The organism is Anaerocolumna sp. (assembly GCF_032079385.1).
In the GTDB taxonomy this organism is placed as follows: Bacteria; Bacillota; Clostridia; order Lachnospirales; family Lachnospiraceae; genus Anaerocolumna.
In genome coordinates this window covers 15,839-38,812 of record NZ_DAMAUC010000027.1, presented here as the reverse complement: position 1 = coordinate 38,812, position 22,974 = coordinate 15,839, and the positions used below count along the sequence as shown (strand labels likewise).

General features: G+C 36.0%; 17 protein-coding genes and 1 riboswitch. Of the genes, 11 read left to right on the top strand and 6 right to left on the bottom strand.

From position 1 onward, the window contains the following. Positions 1 to 237: 237 nt before the first annotated feature. Positions 238 to 3,225 (bottom strand): putative selenate reductase subunit YgfK, encoded by a 2,988-nt coding sequence (gene ygfK, locus RT261_RS17495; RefSeq protein ID WP_313134377.1) that lies wholly within the window; start codon positions 3,223 to 3,225, stop codon positions 238 to 240. 105 nt (positions 3,226 to 3,330) lie between these two features. After that, entirely contained in the window at positions 3,331 to 4,662 is a 1,332-nt protein-coding gene (gene ssnA / locus RT261_RS17490; RefSeq protein ID WP_313134376.1) for a putative aminohydrolase SsnA, read from the bottom strand. Positions 4,663 to 4,983: 321 nt separating this feature from the next. Between ssnA and RT261_RS17485 the strand changes: the two genes are divergently transcribed. The 5 genes from RT261_RS17485 to arcC all read left to right on the top strand — a co-directional run bounded on the left by RT261_RS17485 (position 4,984) and on the right by arcC (position 10,502). Beyond that, the gene (locus tag RT261_RS17485) at positions 4,984 to 5,622 is read left to right on the top strand and encodes a helix-turn-helix transcriptional regulator (protein ID WP_313134375.1); all 639 of its coding nucleotides are present in this window, start codon (positions 4,984 to 4,986) and stop codon (positions 5,620 to 5,622) included. Between the two features lie 14 nt (positions 5,623 to 5,636). Continuing rightward, on the top strand, positions 5,637 to 6,842 hold the full coding sequence (dpaL, locus tag RT261_RS17480) for a diaminopropionate ammonia-lyase (RefSeq protein ID WP_313134374.1): 1,206 nt from the start codon (positions 5,637 to 5,639) through the stop codon (positions 6,840 to 6,842). Between the two features lie 12 nt (positions 6,843 to 6,854). Beyond that, a complete protein-coding gene (locus RT261_RS17475) occupies positions 6,855 to 8,159 on the top strand; it encodes a YgeY family selenium metabolism-linked hydrolase (protein ID WP_313134373.1) in 1,305 nt (434 codons plus the stop codon). A 40-nt stretch (positions 8,160 to 8,199) separates the two neighbouring features. Beyond that, a complete protein-coding gene (gene ygeW, locus RT261_RS17470) occupies positions 8,200 to 9,393 on the top strand; it encodes a knotted carbamoyltransferase YgeW (protein WP_313134372.1) in 1,194 nt (397 codons plus the stop codon). A 167-nt stretch (positions 9,394 to 9,560) separates the two neighbouring features. Continuing rightward, entirely contained in the window at positions 9,561 to 10,502 is a 942-nt protein-coding gene (arcC, locus tag RT261_RS17465) for a carbamate kinase (protein ID WP_313134406.1), read from the top strand. Positions 10,503 to 10,800: 298 nt separating this feature from the next. Here the strand turns inward: arcC and RT261_RS17460 are convergent, their stop codons facing one another. The 3 genes from RT261_RS17460 to RT261_RS17450 form a co-directional block, all read right to left on the bottom strand. Further along, the gene (locus RT261_RS17460; RefSeq protein WP_313134371.1) at positions 10,801 to 11,751 is read right to left on the bottom strand and encodes an RsiV family protein; all 951 of its coding nucleotides are present in this window, start codon (positions 11,749 to 11,751) and stop codon (positions 10,801 to 10,803) included. Then, on the bottom strand, positions 11,748 to 12,248 hold the full coding sequence (locus RT261_RS17455; RefSeq protein WP_313134370.1) for a sigma-70 family RNA polymerase sigma factor: 501 nt from the start codon (positions 12,246 to 12,248) through the stop codon (positions 11,748 to 11,750). The genes RT261_RS17460 and RT261_RS17455 overlap by 4 nt, the downstream gene beginning before the upstream one ends. Before the next feature lie 230 nt (positions 12,249 to 12,478). Then, complete coding sequence (locus tag RT261_RS17450) at positions 12,479 to 13,777, bottom strand: uracil-xanthine permease family protein (RefSeq protein ID WP_313134405.1); 1,299 nt, start codon at positions 13,775 to 13,777, stop codon at positions 12,479 to 12,481. Positions 13,778 to 14,628: 851 nt separating this feature from the next. Here RT261_RS17450 and RT261_RS17445 point away from each other — a divergent pair. After that, positions 14,629 to 15,345, top strand: coding sequence for a DsbA family oxidoreductase (locus RT261_RS17445; RefSeq protein ID WP_313134369.1), 717 nt, complete (start codon positions 14,629 to 14,631; stop codon positions 15,343 to 15,345). 226 nt (positions 15,346 to 15,571) lie between these two features. Here the strand turns inward: RT261_RS17445 and RT261_RS17440 are convergent, their stop codons facing one another. After that, positions 15,572 to 16,168, bottom strand: coding sequence for a YcxB family protein (locus RT261_RS17440; RefSeq protein WP_313134368.1), 597 nt, complete (start codon positions 16,166 to 16,168; stop codon positions 15,572 to 15,574). A gap of 188 nt (positions 16,169 to 16,356) precedes the next feature. After that, positions 16,357 to 16,440, top strand: a riboswitch (cyclic di-GMP riboswitch). Positions 16,441 to 16,570: 130 nt separating this feature from the next. On the opposite strand from RT261_RS17440, the gene RT261_RS17435 reads away from it, so the two are divergent. From RT261_RS17435 to RT261_RS17415, 5 genes are all read left to right on the top strand, one after another. After that, complete coding sequence (locus RT261_RS17435; RefSeq protein WP_313134367.1) at positions 16,571 to 18,583, top strand: methyl-accepting chemotaxis protein; 2,013 nt, start codon at positions 16,571 to 16,573, stop codon at positions 18,581 to 18,583. 217 nt (positions 18,584 to 18,800) lie between these two features. After that, entirely contained in the window at positions 18,801 to 19,730 is a 930-nt protein-coding gene (locus tag RT261_RS17430; RefSeq protein ID WP_313134366.1) for an NTP transferase domain-containing protein, read from the top strand. 248 nt (positions 19,731 to 19,978) lie between these two features. Continuing rightward, a complete protein-coding gene (locus RT261_RS17425; protein WP_313134365.1) occupies positions 19,979 to 22,093 on the top strand; it encodes a xanthine dehydrogenase family protein molybdopterin-binding subunit in 2,115 nt (704 codons plus the stop codon). Then, a complete protein-coding gene (locus RT261_RS17420; RefSeq protein WP_313134364.1) occupies positions 22,093 to 22,560 on the top strand; it encodes a (2Fe-2S)-binding protein in 468 nt (155 codons plus the stop codon). Before RT261_RS17425 ends, RT261_RS17420 begins: the two co-directional genes overlap by 1 nt. Next, a partial coding sequence (locus RT261_RS17415) for an FAD binding domain-containing protein (protein ID WP_313134363.1) occupies positions 22,554 to 22,974 on the top strand: 421 nt, incomplete at its 3' end. The genes RT261_RS17420 and RT261_RS17415, both read left to right, overlap by 7 nt.

Genomic DNA, 22,974 nt, shown 5'->3' with positions numbered 1-22,974 from the left:
CCTGTGAATTAAATTAAAATTTACAAGATTTTTATTCTGTATATGCCTTTGAGTCGGAGTTAAGGCTCCGACTCAATAAGGCAAGTTAGTTACTTAACTCATATTAAGTATAACTTGTAGATTTTAATTTGTTAATACGCAATTATTAAATCGCATATTTTTTCATACACCGTTGTAGGTAGCCTTTATTGCTTTATTTATTTTGCAACTGACAACTTTCCCATAACAAATTCTTATCTAGAACAGATAGCTGTAATTATTATAAACAGCGGCGATGAATTGTTCAATTCCAGCATATAGGCCGGTGTCCTTTAAGCCTTTTACGGTTGATATTTTTCCGCCCAATCTAACCTGGAAGGTAAGACTATCTTTATCTACTAATACAAAACCTTCATTGGTACTGTCCTCAAAATCAGCAGTATTGTTAAATAAAGTAAATTTTTCTTTGTAAGGTGCACTATCATATGGACAGAAAGTTTCACAGTTGCCACATTCGTTACACATCTTATCAACATGAAGAATTTGTGCCAGTGCCATTCCAGGAACATGGATTGAGATATTGGCTCTGTTAGGACAGACTTCCACACAGTTTTCACATACGGAAGAGCATCCTAAACAACGGCCGGAATCTTTGCCGTCTTCATCTGCTTTCTCAATCACGCCTCTCTTAGCATAAATCGCTTCTATGTCTAAGTCAGCTACTATATCTTTTGCAACTTCTTTATCAAGAATTCCTTCTGCTGCTTTTCTAGCATCACGAATGGCTTCTACTACAGTTGCCGGTCCATATAAGCCGTCACCTGCCACAAATACACCTTTTACATTGGTTTCAGCTGTTGTAGAATCAACTACAGGATAACCTTTTTCGTTTACAGCAATATTGTTCTCTTTGTAGAAGTTCACATCTGCTTTTTCACCAACAGCTGCAATTACAGTATCTGCAGGAACTTTAACAATTTCATCGGTTTCTACCGGTTTACGTCTGCCGGAAGCATCCGGATCACCAAGAACCATCTTGCGGCAAAGAAGCATTCCATCTTCATGACGGTATGGAGAAAGTAATTCTCTAAATTCAACTCCATCTTCCAAAGCAAGAATTAATTCTTCTTCGTCAGCAGGCATATAGCGTTTTGTTCTTCTATATACTAAAGATACCTTTTCAACACCTTTTGTTCTCTTAGCTGCTCTTGCAGTATCCATGGCAGTATTACCACCACCGATAACTACTACATTTTTGCCAAGTTCTACATTGCCATCGGATTTCTTAAAGTCTTCTAAGAAAGCTAAAGCATTGATTGCTTCTCCCTCTTCTAACTTAAGAACACCTGGTTTTGATGCACCTATTGCTAATACAATATTGTCGTATCCCATTTTCTTAATATCATCAATGGAGGATACTTCAGAATTCACTTTAATTTCAACACCCATAATCTTTGCTAATTCAATATCATTTTGAATGGATTCATCCGGAATTCTAAATCCTGGGATAATGTATCTGATAACACCGCCAAGAGTTTCTCTCTTCTCAAAGATAGTTACTTTCATTCCGCTTCTTGCTAAGAAGAATGCAGTTGCTAAGCCAGCAGGGCCGCCGCCGATTACAGCAGTTTTTCCTTCACATGTTACAGCAGGTGCTTTTAATTCTTTCATCAGATCTTCAAAACCACCCTGTGCAGCTTCTAACTTCACGGAACGAATCATAATTGGTTCCTCATAGAAGTTACGGGTACATTTACTCATACAATTATGAGCACAGATAGTACCTGTTATAAAAGGAAGAGGGTTCTTCTCAACGATAACTTTTAAAGCTTCCAGATATTTTCCTTCTCCGGCAAGCTTTAAATAAGTAGTAATATCCTGATGTATTGGGCATCCCTGCTTACAAGGTGCTTCAAAACAATCCAATAATGGAACATGTCTTTCCATCTTACGGGATGGCAATGGCTTGATTGCTTTTGTATGGTTTGGATCTGTGATAGAATCTTGTTGTAATCTTTCAACTGCTTCTGGATTGATACCGTTAAATGGTTTGTATTCTTCCTTATCAAAAATCTTGGCAATTTGATCCATTCTTTCGTATCCGCCTGGTTTTAACACTGTAGTTGCTATGGTAATAGGCCAGATTCCTGATTCATAAATCTTATCGATATTGTGTACATCTGCACCGCCGGAATAAGATATTCTAAGCTTTCCGCCAAATTCTTTGGAAAGTCTTGCAGCCAATGCGATAGATAATGGATACAAGGAACGTCCTGACATATACATTTCTTCACTTGGAAGTTCTCCTGCCTTAACATCTACAGGGAAAGTATTTGTAATTTTAACACCAAAGCTTAGTTCTTTTTCATCAGCTAAAGCCATTAATCTCTTTAACATAGGAATTGCATCTTCATATTGTAAGTCATCTTTAAAGTGGAAATCGCCAAATGCGATATAGTCATATCCCATGTCATCCAATGTTTTTCTTGCAAATTCATAGCCTAATAAGGTAGGGTTACATTTAATAAAAGTATTAACATGTTTTTCGTTTATTAGATAGGAAGCAATTCGTTCAATCTCCTGTGGAGGACATCCATGAAGAGTTGATAAAGTAATAGAAGTACAGATGTTAGAAGTAATGGCATTCACATCTTCTTCTGTTACATTTTTAAATAAATTAATATTCTTTAATAAATACTCTTTACATTCTTTAAAAATAGAAGTATCTTTTGCTTCTTTTAAGCCTTCAATAAAGTCATCAATCTTCTTTGTTTTAATGCCTTCCAAGTCATATCCCACACTCATATTGAACATGAAGCCGTCAGGAGAACCAAGTTTAAATTCTTTTGCAATTACTTTAATTGCAAACCATGCTTTAACGTATTCGTCAAAAGCATCTGGAACTCTAAGCTCTGTAGACCATTCACAGTTATAGCATTCATCCTCTGCTCTGATACATGGTTTAGCTACAGGAAGATCTTCTCCGTCTAATACTTGTACCGTTTTTAACTCAAAGAAACGGCTTCCTGCGTAATAAGAAGCAACCAGGTTCTGCGCTAACTGAGTATGTGGTCCTGCTGCAGGGCCAAATGGAGTTTCTAATTTTTCATCAAATAAATCAAGATTGCGTCCTTCTTTTGCAACATAAGCTTTACGTACGCCAAAAACAGTATTTCTGTTTTTCTTCTCTTCTAAAATCCAATTCATTAATCTGTCAAATGGAATTGGTGTCATTCTATCACTCATAATAACCTCGCTTTCGGTGCCTTAGCACCTTTTTAATAATGATTACAGCTTTGTGCACCGGCACAAACTGTTCGTTGAAAAACACTATTTTTACAGCCTGAACTCCTAAGCATTTATGCTATTCCAAAGTTTTTCAGCCTCTGTTCTTACATTATTAATTGCTTTTTCTTCATCAATAACAGTTAATATTCTGTCTTTCATAACTACTTTACCGTTGATAACTGTTGTAGTTACGTGGTTACCATTCATTCCAAATAGAATATGGCTGTTGCAGTTTGCTCCTGACATTGGTGTTACTGGATTATAATCCGCAATAATTACGTCTGCAGCTGCTCCTTCTTTTAAGATGCCAAGTGGTTTCTTAAAGTAACGATTTGCAATAATTGCATTGTTCTTAAATAACATCGTAGGAACTTCTCCCCATGCTGCGTTTGCATCGCATAAATGATGCTTGTGAAGAATATTAGCTACTTTATAGGATTCAATCATATCATGGGTATAACCATCTGTACCAAGTCCTGTCAGTACACCATGTTTCATGATTTCCATTGTAGGAGGGCATCCGCATGCATTACCCATGTTGGATTCTGGATTATGAACTACCATAGTATCGGTTTCTTTTAATACATCCATTTCATGCTGATTTACATAAATACAATGTGCTGCTAAAGTCTTAGGTCCTAATATATTCAAGTCCATTAAACGGTCTATTACTCTCTTGCCATATTTCTTAAGAGAATCATATAAATCTTCGATACCTTCTGCTACGTGAATGTGATATCCTACCTCAGCAGGTTTATTAGCTGCGCAAAGTTCAAGGGTTTCGTCTGATAAAGTAAAGGAAGCATGAAGTCCCATCATACCTGCTATCATGTCAGAATCATCAGCTAAAGCATGTTTAATAAATGCCGCATTCTCTGCTACTGCTTCTTTCATCTTATCTTTTCCGTCACGGTCGGATACTTCATAACACAAACAAGTTCTTACTCCAAGTTCTTTTGCTGCATCTTCAATTGCAAATAAACTGTTTTTAATATTGCCAAAGCTGGCATGATGATCAAATACAGTAGTGACACCATTCTTGATACAATCAATATATGTTGCCATTGCACTTTGTTTTGTCTGTTCCAGTGTCAGGTGACGGTCGATAGTCCACCACATGCCATCTAAGATATCTAAAAATCCATTTGGATTATATCCTTTAATAGAAAGTCCTCTAGCCATAGCGCTGTAAATATGCTCATGGATATTGATAAAACCAGGCATGATCACGCCGCCCTTAGCGTCGATATACTCTGCATCAGGATATTCTTTTCTTAAATCTTCTGTCTTGCCTACTTTTTTAATTATTTCTTTCTCAATAAGTACTGCTCCATTCTCCAAAAATGGATTTGCATCATCTCTTGTGATGACTCTACCGTTTCCAATAATAAGCATGACTAATCCTCCTTTTTTTATATGGTTTACATTAATGCCCATTTTTTATGCTTGTAACAAGTTTACAAGGTAGTCTAGGCGGAAATTATAAACATATGCATAATTTAAATAGTTTTACACAAAATAATTTTGGTCTGTTATGCAATATGTATATAGTTTCTTCTATGGGTATAGTTTATCATCTATATTTATGAATTGCAATAGAAAAATACAATTTTTTTTAGTTTACCTAAATTTTTTTGTAAAAAACTATTGAAATATATTTTTTTTGTGATATTATGAAATTAGAACACCACCTATCGCGAAAGGAAATCTTAAATTATGAACTATACACTGAACTATTTAACTCAAATAGCACATGGCATAGCACAACAATTTGGCCAAAATTGTGAAATTGTCATACATGATTTAGCTTCTATAGATTTGGAGAATACTGTAGTTTATATTGAGAACGGTCATGTTACAAAACGTAATATCGGCGACGGACCATCTCACGTGGTTTTAGAAGCATCACGTAAAGATCAGTCACAGTTAAAAGACCGTTATGGTTATCTGACACGTACCCAGGATGGTAGAATTTTAAAATCATCAACTATTTATATACGTGGAGACGATAATAAAATCAGATACATATTCTCCATTAACTTTGACATAACCGCTTTTTCAACTATTGATGGAGTTGTGAAATCATTGATTTCCACAGAACCTGAAACTAAGGCTCCTGAAAGAATTACCCAGAATGTTAATGATTTGCTGGATGATTTAATTGAAGAATCTGTTTCTCTTATCGGAAAACCGGTAGCTCTTATGACCAAAGAAGAAAAAGTAACCGCCATCCAATTTTTAAATGATGCAGGTGCTTTTCTAATAACAAGATCTGGTGACAAAGTCTCCAAATACTTTGGAATCTCAAAGTACACACTATATAGTTATATAGATGTCAACAAAACAACAAAATAAGGAGGTCTTTTTCCATGAAACCAATACAATGGGCAATTAATGAAATGCCTAAAACAGAAGATAGCCAGCTAAAGGTTATGGCACTTGATGAGGTTAAGAAAGCCAGAATTTTTCACGAAAGCTTTCCTCAGTACTCAAAAACCCCATTAGCAAAACTAAATAATATGTCTTCTTATTTAGGAGTAAAAGAACTTTATGTAAAAGATGAATCTTATAGATTCGGCTTAAATGCATTTAAGGTTCTTGGCGGATCCTTTGCAATGGCTAAATATATTGCGGGTCAGATAAATAAGGATGTAGCAGAACTTCCTTATAATGTACTGACTTCTGATAAGTTAAGAGAAGAGTTTGGCCAGGCAACTTTCTTTACAGCAACTGACGGTAACCACGGCAGAGGCGTTGCATGGGCTGCAAACAGATTAAAACAAAAAGCAGTTGTTTATATGCCAAAGGGTTCAACCAAAACTAGATTCGACAACATTGCTAAGGAAAATGCAACTGTAACTATTGAAGAAGTTAATTACGACGAATGTGTTCGTATGGCTGCTGCCGCTGCTGCAAAAACTCCACACGGTGTTGTAGTTCAGGATACCGCTTGGGATGGTTATGAAGAAATTCCTGCTTGGATTATGCAAGGATATGGAACTATGGCCATGGAAGCAACAGAACAATTAAATGAAGACGGCTGCGACAGACCAACTCACGTATTCGTTCAAGCTGGTGTAGGTTCTTTAGCAGGTGCTGTTACAGGTTATTTTGTAAATCGTTACCCTGAAAATCCTCCAAAAATTGTTGTAGCTGAAGCGGAAGCTGCTGCCTGCCTTTACAAAGGTGCTGCTGCAAAAGATGGTAAAATACGTTTCGTTGAAGGAGATTTGGAAACAATTCAGGCTGGTTTAGCTTGTGGCGAACCAAATACTATTTCATGGGATATACTTAAAAATCATGTTACTGTATTCGCATCTTGCCCGGACTGGGTGGCAACAAAAGGTATGCGTTTGTTAGCTGCTCCATTTAAAGGAGATCCTCAAGTAATCTCCGGTGAATCTGGTGCTGTACCAACAGGATTATTAGCTGCCATTATGCAAATGGATGAGTATAAAGAATTAAAAGACTATTTACAATTAGACGAAAACTCAAAAGTTTTAGTCTTCTCTACTGAAGGCGACACTGATCCTGACCGATTCAAAGAAATCGTTTGGGATGGAAAAGAATATTAAGGAGGAAGAAAGATGAATTTTGATCAAATTAAAAGCGCTGCACAAGGTTACGAAAAAGCAATGACTAAGTTTTTAAGAGACTTAGTAAGAATTCCAGGCGAAAGCTGCGGAGAAAAAGGTCACATTGACCGTATAGCAGAAGAAATGAAAACTGTTGGATTCGATAAAGTTGAAATCGATCCAATGGGTAATGTATTAGGTTACATGGGTACCGGCGAAAAATTAATCGGTTACGATGCTCACATTGATACAGTAGGTATCGGTAACAGAGCTAACTGGAAATTCGATCCTTATGAAGGATATGAAACAGACACAGAAATTGGCGGACGTGGTACTTCAGATCAAATGGGTGGTATTGTTTCTGCAGTTTACGGCGCAAAAATTATGAAAGATCTTGGACTATTAAATGACAAATACACTGTATTAGTAACAGGTACTGTTCAAGAAGAAGACTGTGATGGTCTTTGCTGGCAATATATCATTAACGAAGATAAAGTTAGACCTGAATTCGTAGTTTCTACTGAACCTACTGATGGTGGTATTTACCGCGGACAACGTGGACGTATGGAAATCCGTGTTGACGTTCAAGGTGTTTCTTGTCATGGATCTGCTCCAGAACGTGGTGACAATGCTATTTACAAAATGGCTGAAATTCTTACAAATGTACGTGATTTAAATGAAAATGATGCAGCTGATGATAAAGAAATCAAAGGCTTAGTTAAAATGTTAGATGAAAAATACAATCCAGAATGGAAAGAAGCTAATTTCTTAGGACGTGGTACTGTAACTACTTCCGAAATCTTCTTTACTTCCCCAAGCCGTTGTGCAGTAGCTGACTCCTGTTCTATCTCTTTAGACCGTCGTATGACAGCAGGTGAGACTTGGGAAAGCTGCTTAGATGAAATTCGTGCACTTCCTGCTGTAAAAAAATACAATGCTACTGTTAGCATGTACGAATATGAAAGACCAAGCTACACAGGACTTGTATATCCTATCGAATGCTACTTCCCAACTTGGGTAATTCCAGAAGATCATGATGTAACAAAAGCTATGGAAGAAGCATACAAGGGCCTTTACGGAACTACACGCAGTGGTGCTGCTGATGCTGATGAAATGAGAAAAGCTCGTCCTCTTACTGATAAATGGACCTTCTCTACAAACGGTGTATCCATCATGGGACGTAACGGAATTCCTTGTATCGGATTTGGACCTGGTGCTGAAGCACAGGCTCATGCTCCAAACGAAAAAACATATAAAGAAGATTTAGTAAAATGCGCTGCTGTTTATGCTGCATTGCCAACTATGTACTGCAAATAATAAACTTAAACATTAATCATATTAAAGGAGAATGAACCCTATGAAAACACTTCAAACTTATATCGATAAGTTAAACAAATTAAATTTTAAAGAAATGTACAACAACGATTTCTTATTAACTTGGGAAAAAACAGATGACGAACTTGAAGCAGTTTGGACAATTGCTGAAGCTCTTCGTTACATGAGAGAAAACAACATCTCTACAAAGGTATTTGAAAGCGGTTTAGGTATTTCTTTATTCAGAGATAACTCTACTCGTACACGTTTCTCCTTCGCATCTGCTTGTAACTTATTAGGTTTGGAAGTTCAGGATTTAGATGAAGGAAAATCTCAGGTAGCTCATGGTGAAACAGTTCGTGAAACAGCTAACATGGTTTCTTTCATGGCTGATATTATTGGTATCCGTGATGACATGTATATCGGAAAAGGTAACGCATACATGCGTGAAGTATCCGAAGCAGTTAAACAAGGACATGAAGATGGAATCTTAGAACAAAGACCTACTATCGTAAATCTTCAATGTGATATCGATCACCCTACACAATGTATGTCCGATATGTTACACATTATCAACGAATTCGGCGGAATCGAAAACTTAAAAGGCAAAAAACTTGCTATGACTTGGGCTTATTCTCCTTCTTACGGAAAACCATTATCCGTTCCTCAAGGTGTTATCGGTCTTATGACTCGTATGGGTATGGAAGTTGTTCTTGCTTATCCAGAAGGATATGAAGTAATGCCAGAAGTTGAAGAAGTAGCTAAGAAAAACGCTGCTGCTACCGGCGGATCTTTCAAGAAAACAAACAGCATGGCTGAAGCTTTCAAAGATGCTGATATCGTATATCCAAAGAGCTGGGCTCCATTTGCTGCTATGGAAAAACGTACTAACCTTTATGGCGAAGGTGACCATGATGGAATCAAAGCATTAGAAAAAGAATTATTAGCTCAAAATGCTGGGCATAAAGACTGGGCTTGTACAGAAGAATTAATGAAGACTACCAAAGACGGAAAAGCTCTTTACTTACACTGCTTACCAGCAGACATCACTGGTGTAAGCTGCGAAGAAGGTGAAGTAGATGCTACTGTATTCGATCGTTACAGAACTCCACTTTACAAAGAAGCAAGCTACAAACCATATGTAATCGCTGCTATGATGATGTTAAGCAAATTCGAAGATCCAGCTGCTATTTTAAAGAAATTAGAAGAAAAAGGAACTCCTAGAATCTTCAAATAAAACATTCATATCAAAATAATATGACAATATAATATTGTATATCATTCTGAGGACTCCGGTTCCAGGAATCTATTAAAAGCAGGTTCCCCGGTGAAAATTCAGCATGCTGGATTTTCACTGGGAATGATAACAGAAACATAAAAGTCCTATGCAGAAATGAGGTATATATAATGAGCAAGAAAAAGATTGTTATTGCCTTAGGTGGAAACGCTCTTGGAAATACCCTTGCAGAACAAATGGAGGCAGTTAAAATAACTGCAAAATCCATCGTTGATTTAATTGAAGAAGGACACCAGGTAGTTATTTCCCACGGAAATGGCCCACAGGTAGGAATGATTAACAATGCGTTTACCGAATTCAGCAAAATCGAGAAAGATCAACCTATCGTTCCTCTTTCCGTTTGTGTTGCCATGAGTCAGGCATATATCGGATATGATTTACAAAATGCCATTCATGAAGAATTAAAGAATCGTGGAAAAGATACTCCTGTTGCAACTATGATTACTCAGGTTCGTGTAAATGGTGATGATCCTGCATTCCAGAATCCAACGAAACCTATCGGTAAATTTATGAGCAAAGAACAAGCTGATGAATTTTCACAGAAATATGGTTATCCAATGAAAGAAGATGCAGGCAGAGGTTACAGACGTGTTGTTGCTTCTCCAAAGCCTGTTGAAATTGTTGAAATAGATGCAATCCGTGCATTAGTAGACGCCGGCCAGGTAGTTATTGCAGGTGGCGGCGGCGGTATTCCTGTTGTATTAAACGGAAACCAGCTAAAAGGTACAAGTGCTGTTATTGATAAAGACTTTGCTAGCTGTGTATTAGCAAAGGAATTAGATGCAGATTATCTGATTATTCTGACTGCAGTTGAAAAAGTAGCTATTAACTTCGGTAAACCGAATGTGAAATGGTTATCCAATATAACTGTTGAAGAAGCTGAGAAGTATATGGAAGAAGGACATTTTGCTCCAGGCTCCATGCTTCCTAAAGTACAGGCCGCTGTTGATTTTGCAGCTTCTAAAGAAGGACGTAGTGCTTTAATTACCCTATTAGAAAAAGCAAAAGACGGCATTGCCGGAGAAACAGGTACCGTTATTAGTAAATAACCTGTTATGAATAGGATAAATCCTATTCTACTTACTACAATAATTACTGTAAAAATTTATTTCCCAAGATAAATTTTTTACATAATTATAAACCCCTAAATAATATCTTTATTTTATTTCTATTTAATCCTTTTCTATGTTAAGCCCCTATAGGTTCCCAATCCTATAGGGACTTATAAATTTTAGACTAATATGCTTTAGCTAAATTGATTATACTACTTGATATATTGCTTTATATACTACTTTGCTTTATTATTCTATACTACTTTGCTTCATTATTCTATACTACTTTCCTAAATTATTTTACAATCTCAAATTCCTGCATTCCCATAAATCCAGGAGCAACCTGGTATTTATCAAAGCAAATAACCGGATTTCCTTTTTCATTGATATAGAAGTTCGGATTCTCATCTATGGACGTAAAGCCCTCGATATCTGCAGAACCTTCACCGGCAACACCCCAATAAATGTAATCCGAATTATCCTGTACTCGCTTTTTCATCTGATCTATAATGGTTTCATTAGAAATATGGATGTAATCTTCACCTAATATGTCTTCTAGACTTAGCTGGGTATTTTCTTTCAGATCCAGATTATAAAAATACTTTTTACCATAAGCAGCACACCAGCTCTCATCCGCTGTAAGAACAAGAGACAGGCAGTTTTCTGTCTGATATTTTACATCATAATCAACGTCAATGCTAATATCCTTTTTTTCCCACTGTTCTTCCGTACCTCCCGTCTGTATAAATGACTGTTTGTATTCCTCTATACTCTTCTGTGCAGCAGCTACATATTCATCCACTATTTCTTCAATTTCTTTGTTTACATCCGTTACAAATTGTTTCGTTTTTTCTTGCTCTTCCTTACTTGTACTCTTTAAACCACTATTATCTTCTTCATCTATCTCCACGCCAGGTACTTTCACTGAAATACTTTGATTATCCTCTATATCTTCATAAGCGCGAACAGTAAGAACTTTAGCCAGGCTATTAATCACTGGAATCTTATCCATTCCCTTTGCAAATACTTCACTGGTATTTAACGCTACAGAAAAGCAAATAACCAGAATAGCTGCAGCTGTTATTGTGTAGTTAAATACACGAAATACGAAATTACCTTTTAACTTATTACCTCGGGAATTTAAATTATTAACCTGTTCATTCAGTGTATTATCAACTATTTCACTCAATTCTCCGGGAATCTTAATATGATCATATATCTCCTTGGACTCTCTGATCTTTTTCATATTCCTACCTCCAATTCATCCTCTAATAAGACTCTTAACCTTTTTAATGCGGCATATAGCCGGGTTTTTACTGTATTTATGTTAACCTCTAAGGTTTCTGAAATCTCCTTTAAGGTCATCTGTTCATAATAATGCAGTATAACGATTGTCTTCATATGTTCCGGTAACTCACATACCTTCTGATATACTTCTAATTTTGGTTCATAAGCCTCTTCATAATAAATTTCCTCTTTTATATCTGCCGGATCACATATAATCTCCTTTTTACCTTTTCTGATATAAAGAAGGCATTCATTTATCAATATTCTGTAGAACCATGTTTTTATTGCTTTTTCATTCCTTAAGCTATTATAGTTCTCCAAACCTTTGCATATAGCATTTTGTATAATATCTAAAGCACTGTCTTTATCATAAACATAACAATATGCAATTCGGTAGAAATTATTTTGGTTCGTTATAATATGTTCTACCAGGTTGTCATAGGTAACATCTTTCACATTTCTCCACTTTCCTCTCTCTCTTGTTATTCCAGAAGAATTTTTTTAAAGTATATTTATATTTTACTGTCTTCTGGAATTGTAATTAACATATATTTTTAATCTCTTATATTGTTTAGATACATTTCCTGCTAAAAAAGTTTTACTTTATAGAAAAACCCCTGTAAGATTATACAGTAATATCTGCTTCTCTTACAGGGGCTTTCTTTTTAATTCTATATATTAATTGATTAATTATGTGCTGTTGATGTCTGTTCCGCTTCTTCCTTGTCTTTAGGAAGTATTACATTCAGAAGAATTGCAACTAAAGATGCTAATACAACCGGAGACTTTCCGAAGATAGCTGTTATAGAAGCCGGGAATAAGGCTAAGGCTTCCGGAACAGATGTAACACCCATTCCTAATGCAACTGCAAGTCCAACTATGGAAGTATTTCTATAGGACATCTTTTGTTTTGTTATTAATTTAATTCCTGTCATAGTAATAGATGCAAATACAGAAGCTGTTGCTCCACCCAGTACGCATAGAGGAATCGTTGTTAAAAGAGATGAAAATTTAGGTAAGAAACCTGCTACCAGTAAGATTCCTCCTGCCAATCCTAATACACAACGGTTTACTACTTTTGTTGTTGCTACAATACCTGCATTTTGCCCGAATGTGGAGATTGGTAATCCGCCAATAAAGGATCCAATCATATTGGCAACTCCGGTTCCAATAATTCCGGAGGATAATTCTTTATCGGAAGGATCACGATCCAAGGCACCAACTGTAGCGGCTGACATATCACCGATTACCTGAATGGAGTTGATGATAAATAATAAAGCCATGGATATAATAGCAGATGCTTCAAATTCAATACCAAAATAGAGAGGTTTTGGCATCTGTACCCAGGCAGCTGCTCCTACTTCGTTAAAGCTAACCATTCCCATAAAGAATGCAACCACATATCCAACTACCATACCAAATAGAATAGAGGCTAATTTTAAAGTCCCTTTACAAAAATGGCTGAAATATGTTACTGCAATTAATGTTATAATAGCCACAGCCCAGTTCTTCATACTGCCATAATCAGCAGTTCCGGCACCACCAGCCATATAATTAACTGCTGTAGGATATAAAGATAATCCGATGGTCAATATTACGGTTCCTGTTACTAGAGGTGGGAATAAAGGTTTTAATTTTTTTACAAATAAGCCAACAACAATGGAAATAACTCCGCCTACTAATTGTGCTCCAAACACCGTTGCAACATTATATTGTGAAACGATAGATTGTAAGGTAGCCAAATAAGCAAAACTAACACCCATAATAGCAGGAAGTCCGGAACCTATAACTTTGCCTATTGGGAAAAGTTGAATGATAGTTGCCAGTCCGGCAGTTAACAACGCTGCCTGAATTAAAATTACCGTATCGGAAGTTTTCATAGTACCTTGGCTTACTGCTATTGCAGCAACTACAATTGCCGGCGTAATACATCCTACTATCATCGCAACTACATGCTGCATAGCTAGTGGAAATGCCTGCTTCATATCAGGTACTCCATTTAAATCAAACACCGATGCTTTATTTTTGTTTTTATTTAGTTTACCCAAATCGGTATCCTCCTGTCCTCTTATTTCTCTAATAAATGAAAAAAGCCCATTCTCTTTATTAAATATGCTTAGTCAATCTCTTAATTTCCACCTATAATTCGCATAATAATAAAAAATGGAGTAAGTACTATATAGTTCTTATTGCAATATATTTCCCTCTGAAACCTACCAAAAATCCAATTATTAGCTCAAAAATTAATTCGTATTTTTTAAATTCAGTGCTTTTGTTTAATTAAATGCAAAAACTTTTTGCGCAATACAAAATTTTTGTATATACATATATTAGCACGCATTTATTTATTCTACAATAGTCATTGTTAAATAAAATACAAGTTTTTATTGTTCAAATTGCACAAAATTTCACAGGTGCTATCTGGCGGTAAATAACGGTAATCCACAATTATTTTGGATAATTCCAATTATTAATTACAAATAATGGAATCCATCAAATAGTTCCGATTTCTGGTTTTTATACTCATTTGAGACACGCCAAAATTTCCTAGGCATATGATAATTTTATTTATGGCATTGAATTCCGGAATTTGTAATGGTTATCAATTCACAATAATCTTTATCTCCAAAGGTTTACTAATTTCCCTTACATCTCCATTTATCATATTGGGCAGAACCAAAATAATTATTTTTTATAAGCAGGTTTATAATGATAATAAATATCAATTAGAGTTTATCTATTGAAAATTTGAACCCCTATGGTAGTATAAAATTACATAGGAGAATCTATGAAGAATATAGATTAGAGTAATTTTACAGAAAGAAAGAGGTGTATTATGAAGATAGAAGTATGGTCAGATTTTGTATGTCCCTTTTGTTATATCGGTAAGAGACTGTTAGAACAAGCAATAAATAAATTTTCTCATAAAGATCAGGTAGAAGTGCTATTTAAAAGCTATGAACTGGATCCTTATGGAGAAAGTGATACAAGTTTATCCGTAGACGAAGTTTTAGCTGAAAAATATAATATGACTATGGAACAGGTCAAAACCATGAATGAACAGGTTATCCAAAAAGCAGTTACAGTAGGATTAAATTATAATCTTGATACTATGGTACAAACCAATACTTTGGATGCACATAGACTTGCTAAGTATGCCACGAAAGCTGGAAAGGGTGCTGAGTTAACCGAGAGAATTCTAAAAGCTCATTTTACAGAATCGAAATTTATCGGGGATAAAGATATATTAACAGAATTGGCAGTGGCAGTTGGTTTAGAACAAAATGAAGTGAAAAGAGTTCTATCCGGCAATGATTATGCAGATGCTGTACGTGCTGACGAAAAGGAAGCAAAACAATTAGGCGTGCAGGGAGTTCCATTCTTTGTGTTTAACCGCAAGTATGCCATATCGGGAGCACAGCCTTTAGACTTATTTATGGATACCTTGGAAAAAGTATGGAGAGAGGAAAACCAATCTTCATCTTTTGAGCAAATCCATAGAGGAGAAGGGGCTATATGTACAAATGAAGGCTGCCAGGTACCTGAAAGGTAAGCCTGTTAAAAAGAAAAGTAAAAAGTAAAGACTGTTACAAGATACGAAGCTGCCATCTTTCTCTGTATAAATTCAAATACCCGAATCGTATACAGAGAATGGCAGCTTATAATATTGTCCCTATTTCTCATCTTAACTTATGCAATAACTTTTCCTAATTTAAAGACCGTTTGGAAGTTAGAATTCCTTTAAAATTATAGCAAAAGGAATGGGTGTCGCTACTACTTTATTTATTTTTTAGCATTTTATATTTATCTGCATCCATTTTTTCTTTAATTAATTCTTTTACTTTTGCTAACTCTTTATCACTATTAAAAAAACGCTTTGGTAAAATTAATACACTGTTACTTGACTCGTATATAATAAACATATTTTCTTTTTCTATAATCTTATAAATATCATACCACTTGTAGGTAGAATCAAAGGATTCCGACTTTCGGTGTATACCATTTTCAGAAATAGTATATTCCGTTTCCTGCTGCAATAGCTTATTGGTGCGGAATTGCTTTTTTAAATTCCTTTTTATCAATACTGGATATAATATGGAGGAAATTATTACAAAAACAAATAAAACTCCAACTGTAATTTGATGAGATGACAGTTGGTCATTTTCCTCCTCATTTGCCTCCGTAGAGGTTACTGTTTCACTGCTTGAATCAGATGGGCGATTTGTCAGCAGCAAAACCGATAGCAAAATTAAAAGAGCTGCTATGTAGATTATTACTTTACTTAATGGATTCTTATTTCTTGAAGTGTAAAAATCAATAATTTCTTTTTCTTCTATTTGTCCATTTGCTATAATATTCCCTTGCTGTTCCCACATACTTTTCCTCCATAGATTACTTGCAAGAATTATCTGACTATAAACTTATACCAATTATAATATATGATGTAATTTTTTACAAGGTAATACTTGGTCTGCCTTTATAATAGATGTATGTCGAATAATACAAATTATTATCGAAATGAGTTGATTTTCCCTACTAAAAGGTATATTATACCAATAGGAACTATATAAAGGGGCAAACTTATCGAAAGGTAGGGACGCAAAGCCAAGGGTCTTCGTTTTCATAAACATGACAGCCGGTTGCAGCAGTAGTATGTTGATTATGCCTTTTATTTTATAATAAAAGGCTTTCTTAATTCACCTCTCTTTTCATGCAAGAAAAATCCCACTTTATATATGTAAATACAGATATAATTATATTCCACAAGGGAGAGCAAAATGAAGAAAATAAAATTGGGATTCAAAAAAAGTATTAAAACAAAACTTATTTTATCTTTTTCCGCTTTAGTTTTATTATCCTCTATTGTTTTGAGCATAATATCATTACAGGTAGCAAATTATATTATCAAACAGGTGGCAACCAAGTCTCTTACAACTATGGCCCATGATGCTGCCAGATTAGAAGAAAGCCGGCTGGAAACTCAGAGACGTTCTTTAAAGACCATAGTAGAATTACAGGATATCAGAAGCATGGACTGGGAAAATCAACAGCCTATTCTTCGCAGCATGTTAGCTAATACCGATTTTATAGAAATGGGTGTTATTCAGCCAAATGGAACGGTTAATTATTCTAAAGGAAATTCTATACAATTAGGCGAAGCTGATCCATCCATGAATGCAATTAAAGAAGAAAAAGAAGTGATTCTCTTCCTCGCTGACCCGGATACTGGCGAACAGTCTCTTTTGCAGGTAATACCTATTAAAAATGGGGGTGAAGTAGTAGGTGCATTATTAGGCCGCAGAGACGGAAAAGCTCTGACTAATATGGTAAATGATACCGGCTATGGAGAAGAGGGGTATGGTTTTGTTATAAATAGTAACGGAACTGTTATCGGTCATCCTGATGAAAATAAAGTGTTCGACCAATTTAACCCTATTGAAGAAGCGAAACAGAACAACAGTCTAACCTCTTTATCTCAACTAATCGAAGAAATGATTAGCAAGAAAGCAGGCTTTAAAGATTACGCTTTTGAAGGCAATCATTTATATGCAGGCTACTCTCCTATTGAAGGAACAGATTGGGTTATTGCTATAACCGCTACTGAAAGTGAATTATTCTCTTCTTTAGTTCAACTGGAGAAGATTATGGTAGCTGCCCTTGGGGTTATCTTACTGGTAAGTATCTTTGTTACTTATATATTAGGTAATTCCATTACAAAACCGATTATAAAAGGTGTTGGATATTCTAAGAGAATTGCAGGTTTAGATTTAACAGAAGATATAGATAAAAAAGCTTTAAAGAAAAAAGATGAAACCGGTGAACTTGCCAATGCTATGCAAAGTATTCTTATTGAACTACGTAGAGTCATCAATGAAATCAACGATTCCGCTGAACAATTAGCTGCTTCTTCCGAGGAGCTTACTGCCACTTCCCAGCAAACAGCAAATGCTTCAGAAGAAGTTGCAAAAACAGTGGAAGAAATTGCAAACGAAGCTTCAGAACAAGCGCGAACTACTGAATTAGGAACTGCTAAGGCTGTGGAATTAGGAGAAACCATTAATAAGGTCTACGGATATATAAATGATGTAAACCAATCCAAGGACCGGGTGAATGATGTAGTCAGCAACGGAATTTATGAAATTGATTCTTTAAGCAAAATAACTACAGAAAATACCGATGCTGTAAATGAAATCTATCAGGTAATTTTAAAAACTAACGATAGTTCCAACCAAATTGGTGAAGCCAGCAAAGTAATTGAATCTATTGCATCCCAAACCAATCTGTTATCCTTAAATGCCGCTATAGAGGCAGCAAGAGCTGGTGAAGCCGGAAGAGGATTTGCGGTTGTAGCGGAAGAAATCAGAAAACTGGCTGAACAATCAGAAGCTTCCACAAAGATAATAAATACTATAGTAGCTGAATTACAACAAAATACTGGCGATGCCGTAAAGACCATGGAAAGAGTATCTAATATCTCCGAGGAACAGGCTATAAGCGTAACTAACAATAAAGATAAATACCAGCAAATTGCCGAAGCCATGGAGGCAACCAATGCATCACTTTCTCACTTAAATCTCTCTGGGGATGAAATGGATAATATGAGAAAGAGTATTCTGGATGTACTACAAAATATTTCGGCTATCGCGGAGGAGAATGCAGCCGCCACTCAACAAGCATCTGCTACTACTGAAGAACAAACCGCTTCCGTAGAAGAAATTGCTCACTCCAGTATCAAACTGTCTGAATTAGCTATAAGATTGCAAACAGCAGTTGCTCAATTTAGAGTCTAACTTCACGGATAAAAATGCACAATATAGTCAAAGCTGCTAAAATTTATAAAAACATACTTATATTTATTTTCACATAGAATAATGGTATTCAATGCTAAAACGTATACATATATGCCAAATTACTTGAAAACTTAAGGTTTTCCGTGTAAAATAGAATTATGTTACCCTTTCGTATATGAGAGCTTTTAGAAAAAGTATAGTAAAGAGGTATGGGTATATGAATTATAAAAAGCAAAAAGAAACCGGCGGAATTATTGTTGCAGCAGGTAAAACATCAAAGAAAAGTAAATCTGATCCCCTCCTTAAAATCGGTTCCATTACCGTAATAAAAAGAATCGTATTGACTTTTCAAAGAGCTGGAATCTCTCCTATCGTTATTGTTACAGGATGTGCTGCTGAAGACATTGAATACCATTTATCCGACTACGGAGTAATATTCCTTCGAAATGAAGAATATGAACACTCCCAGATGTTTGATTCTGCAAAAATCGGCTTTGAATTTTTAAAAGAGAAATGTGACCAGGTTGTATTTACACCGGTAAATATTCCCATGTTCACACCGGATACAATTGTTAAAATGATAACCTCTGGTGAGTCCCTTATTGCACCTTCTTATAAGGGAAAAGCCGGGCATCCCCTTTTAATAGATAATGAATTACTTCCCTCCATTCTATCCTATGATGGGTCTCAGGGATTGCGGGGAGCCGTTCAAAACCTTGATATAAAGCGAAAGCTTATGGAAGTAGAGGATGAAGGTATTATTCATGACACCGATGATATGGATCGGCTGGATGCACTACTGAAAGAACATAATGAGCACATTTACCATCCCTTTTTAAGAATTAGTATTGAAAAAGAATCCATGTTCTTTAACTCCAGAACAAAACTGTTATTAATGCTGATTAAAGAAACCCATTCTGTAAGAAATGCTTGTAGGCACATTGCCCTCTCATACAGTAAAGCTTGGTCCATGCTAAATAAATTAGAAGAAGAGCTTGGATATGCCGTCGTTGAAAGAATACATGGAGGGAGTAATGGTGGAAATACCTATTTAACTAAAGAAGGTCTGGAATTTCTGGAAAAGTATTTGGAATTTGAGCATAATGTACGAAAATTCGCAGAGTTAGAGTTTAAAAGGTTGTTCTAAGTATATAAAAATTTTCAAAATCGAGTTCTTTTGCAAAAGAATTTGACGGAAAACCGCCCATAACCTATAATAACATTAGTGAGATTGTTATAGGTTATGGGCTATTTATTAGCCAAAACTTATACAAATGTTATAAGGTAACCTTTTAAACCAAGTTGTAGGAGGAGGTTAAAGGAATTTCATTCTTTTAACCGGAGATTTGTGCTATGCGCAAAGTCTCCAGACTTTGAAAGGAGTAAGATTTAATTATGGAAGCTATAAGTAAGTCTGTAAAGAAAAGGGATCATGATGCCAAAATTAGCGGTCAGGCACTATATATAGATGATATAGTGATGGAAGACATGCTTTATGGCAAAATGCTACGCTCCACAAAAGCAAAAGCAAGAATTAGAAATATTATTCTTCCTGACATTCCTGCCGGATATTATATTGTTGATAAAAATGATGTTCCGGGAGAAAACAAAATACATGTTGTTGAGGAAGATATGCCTGTATTTCCTGAAGACACCGTAGAATATATAGGAGATCCTATTCTTATGGTGGTGGGACCCGATAAAAAAGAAATTGAAAGAATCCTGTCTGAACTCGTTGTAGATTATGAAGAATTAGAACCTGTGTTAGATGTTCGTAAGTCAGATGTTGCTTTCTTTCATTTTAATTATGCCAAAGGTGATGTGGACAAAGCCTTTGAAGAAGCAGATCGTGTTATAACTGAAACCATTGAAACTGGGCATCAAGAGCAAGCTTACTTAGAAACGAATGGTTTAATTGCCTACCCAGAGGAAGGACGTATGACAGTTCGCGGTTCCATGCAATGTCCATATTATGTATTTGGTGCAGTAGCAAAGGCATTAGGCTACGAGAGAAAAGATATACGTATTGTTCAAGATGTAACTGGTGGCGGTTTTGGTGGTAAAGAAGATTTTCCATCCATACTTGCCTGTCAGCTTGCTGTAGCTGCAAAAAAAGCAGGCAAACCTGTTAAATATGTATTTGACAGAAGAGAAGACATGGAGTTTACTTCTAAACGTCATCCTTCTATTTGTACCTATAAAGTAGCTGTCAAAGACGGTAAAGTTACTGGTATGGATATTGACGTAATCTATGATAGTGGTGCTTATACAACCTTATCCAGCGTAGTTTTACAACGTGGTATCATTGGAGCAAGTGGTGTTTATAATATTGAGAATTTACGGGTAACTGGTGATGCTAAGAAAACCAACACCCTTCCTAACGGAGCAATGCGTGGTTTTGGCGCTCCTCAAACTTTCTTTGCTGTAGAAATTATGATGATTCATATTGCGAAACAACTTGGCGTTGATCCCCTTAAATTTAAGGAACAACACATGGTAAAGCAAGGGGATGCTACCTCTACAAGCGGTAAATTCCATTTCCATGTTCCACTTCCAGAAATGATTGAGAGAGCTGATCAATTGTCTGATTATAGAAAGAAACGTGAACTTTATAAAAATCAAACTGGAAGATATCGTAAAGGAATCGGTATATCCCTAGTTTATCACGGATGTGGTTTTACCGGCAGCGGTGAAAGAGACTACATCAAAGCTGTTGCAAAACTAAAGAAAAATGCCGACGATACTGTTGAGATTCTTATCAGTATTACGGATATGGGTCAGGGTGCGAAAACTACATTTAGTAAAATAGTATCTGACACTTTAGGTATTTCTTTAGACAAGGTAATCTATTCAAACCCAGATACAGACAGAGTACCAGATTCTGGCCCTACTGTTGCCAGCCGTTCTTTAATGGTAGTAGGACAATTAATAAAACGTGCAGCTGAGAAATTAAAAGAACAATGGAAATCCGGAGAAGAACAATTAATTGAAGAACATTATGTTCATCCTGATTTCTTAATTCCGTTTGATATTAAGATATTCCACGGAGATGCTTATCCTACTTACTCTTGGTGTGTTAATGTAATTGAACTGGAAGTGGATACTATTACTGCTACTACTCAGGTCATTGGTGCCTGGGGTGTATATGATGTAGGTACTCCTCTCGATTTAAACATTTTACACGGCCAAATGCAGGGTGGTTTCTTGCAATCCATTGGATATGCTTCTATGGAACAATGTAACTATAATGAAAAAGGAATCATTCGTAATAATAGTTTCAGCGATTATATTATTCCAACTGCAATGGATATACCAAACCTTATTACAGATATTATTGAAGTTCCTTATGTAGAAGGACCTTATGGTGCAAAAGGTGCAGGAGAATTACCATGCGTTGGTCCTGCTCCTGCCTACGTTGATGCTTTAGAGAATGCACTTGAAAATAACATTAATCACATTCCTTATACACAAGAGGATGCCATGAAATATTTACAGGAGGTGGAAAAGTAATGGTTAAATTTATTCTTAATGGCGAAGAAGTTACAAGCAATGCAAACCAAAATGAACGCTTATTGGATGTAATCAGAAATGAATTCCGCCTTACAGGTGCAAAATGTGGCTGTAAAGAAGGCGAATGTGGTGCCTGTTCCGTAATCCTTGATGGAAAACTAGTTAACTCCTGTATGGTAGCTATGGGAAGCATTGAAGGCAGTTCTGTTATGACAATTGAGGGATACAGTCAAACAGACCGTTTCTCAGTTCTTGAAAAAGCATATGCGTCTGTTAGTGCTGTACAATGCGGTTTCTGTATCCCCGGCATGATGCTTGCTTCCGAATGTATACTTGCAGAGAATCCAAATCCTTCCGAAGCGGATATTCGCAGAGGAATCTCAGGAAATCTTTGCAGATGTACCGGTTATAATGCCATTGTAGAAGCAATTGGCATTGCGGCAAAGGAGGGTAAAGGACTATGGTAAAAAGTTATTTTGCAACATCCTTAAAAGAAGCATTGGAAATACGGGGAAGAGAATCTGTTACTCCATATGCAGGCGGTACAGATTTAATGATTGAAGCAGATGATAATGCTTCCTACCTGTTTCTGAATAAAATACCGGAATTAAAGCAAATCACAGTAGATGATGAATATTTACGCATTGGGGCTGCCAGCACATTTACAGAAGTTTATAAAAGCACGCTGGTTCCTCAGATTTTAAAAGATGCTGTAATTGAAGTTGCTGCTCCTGCTATCCGTAATTTAGGAACCGTTGGTGGTAACATCTGTAACGGCTCACCAAAAGGAGATAGTGTATTAATCTTCTTTGCAACCGATTCCAAATTGCGTCTTGCAAGCAGCAAAGGCGAACGTATTCTTCCAATTAAAGATTTTTATT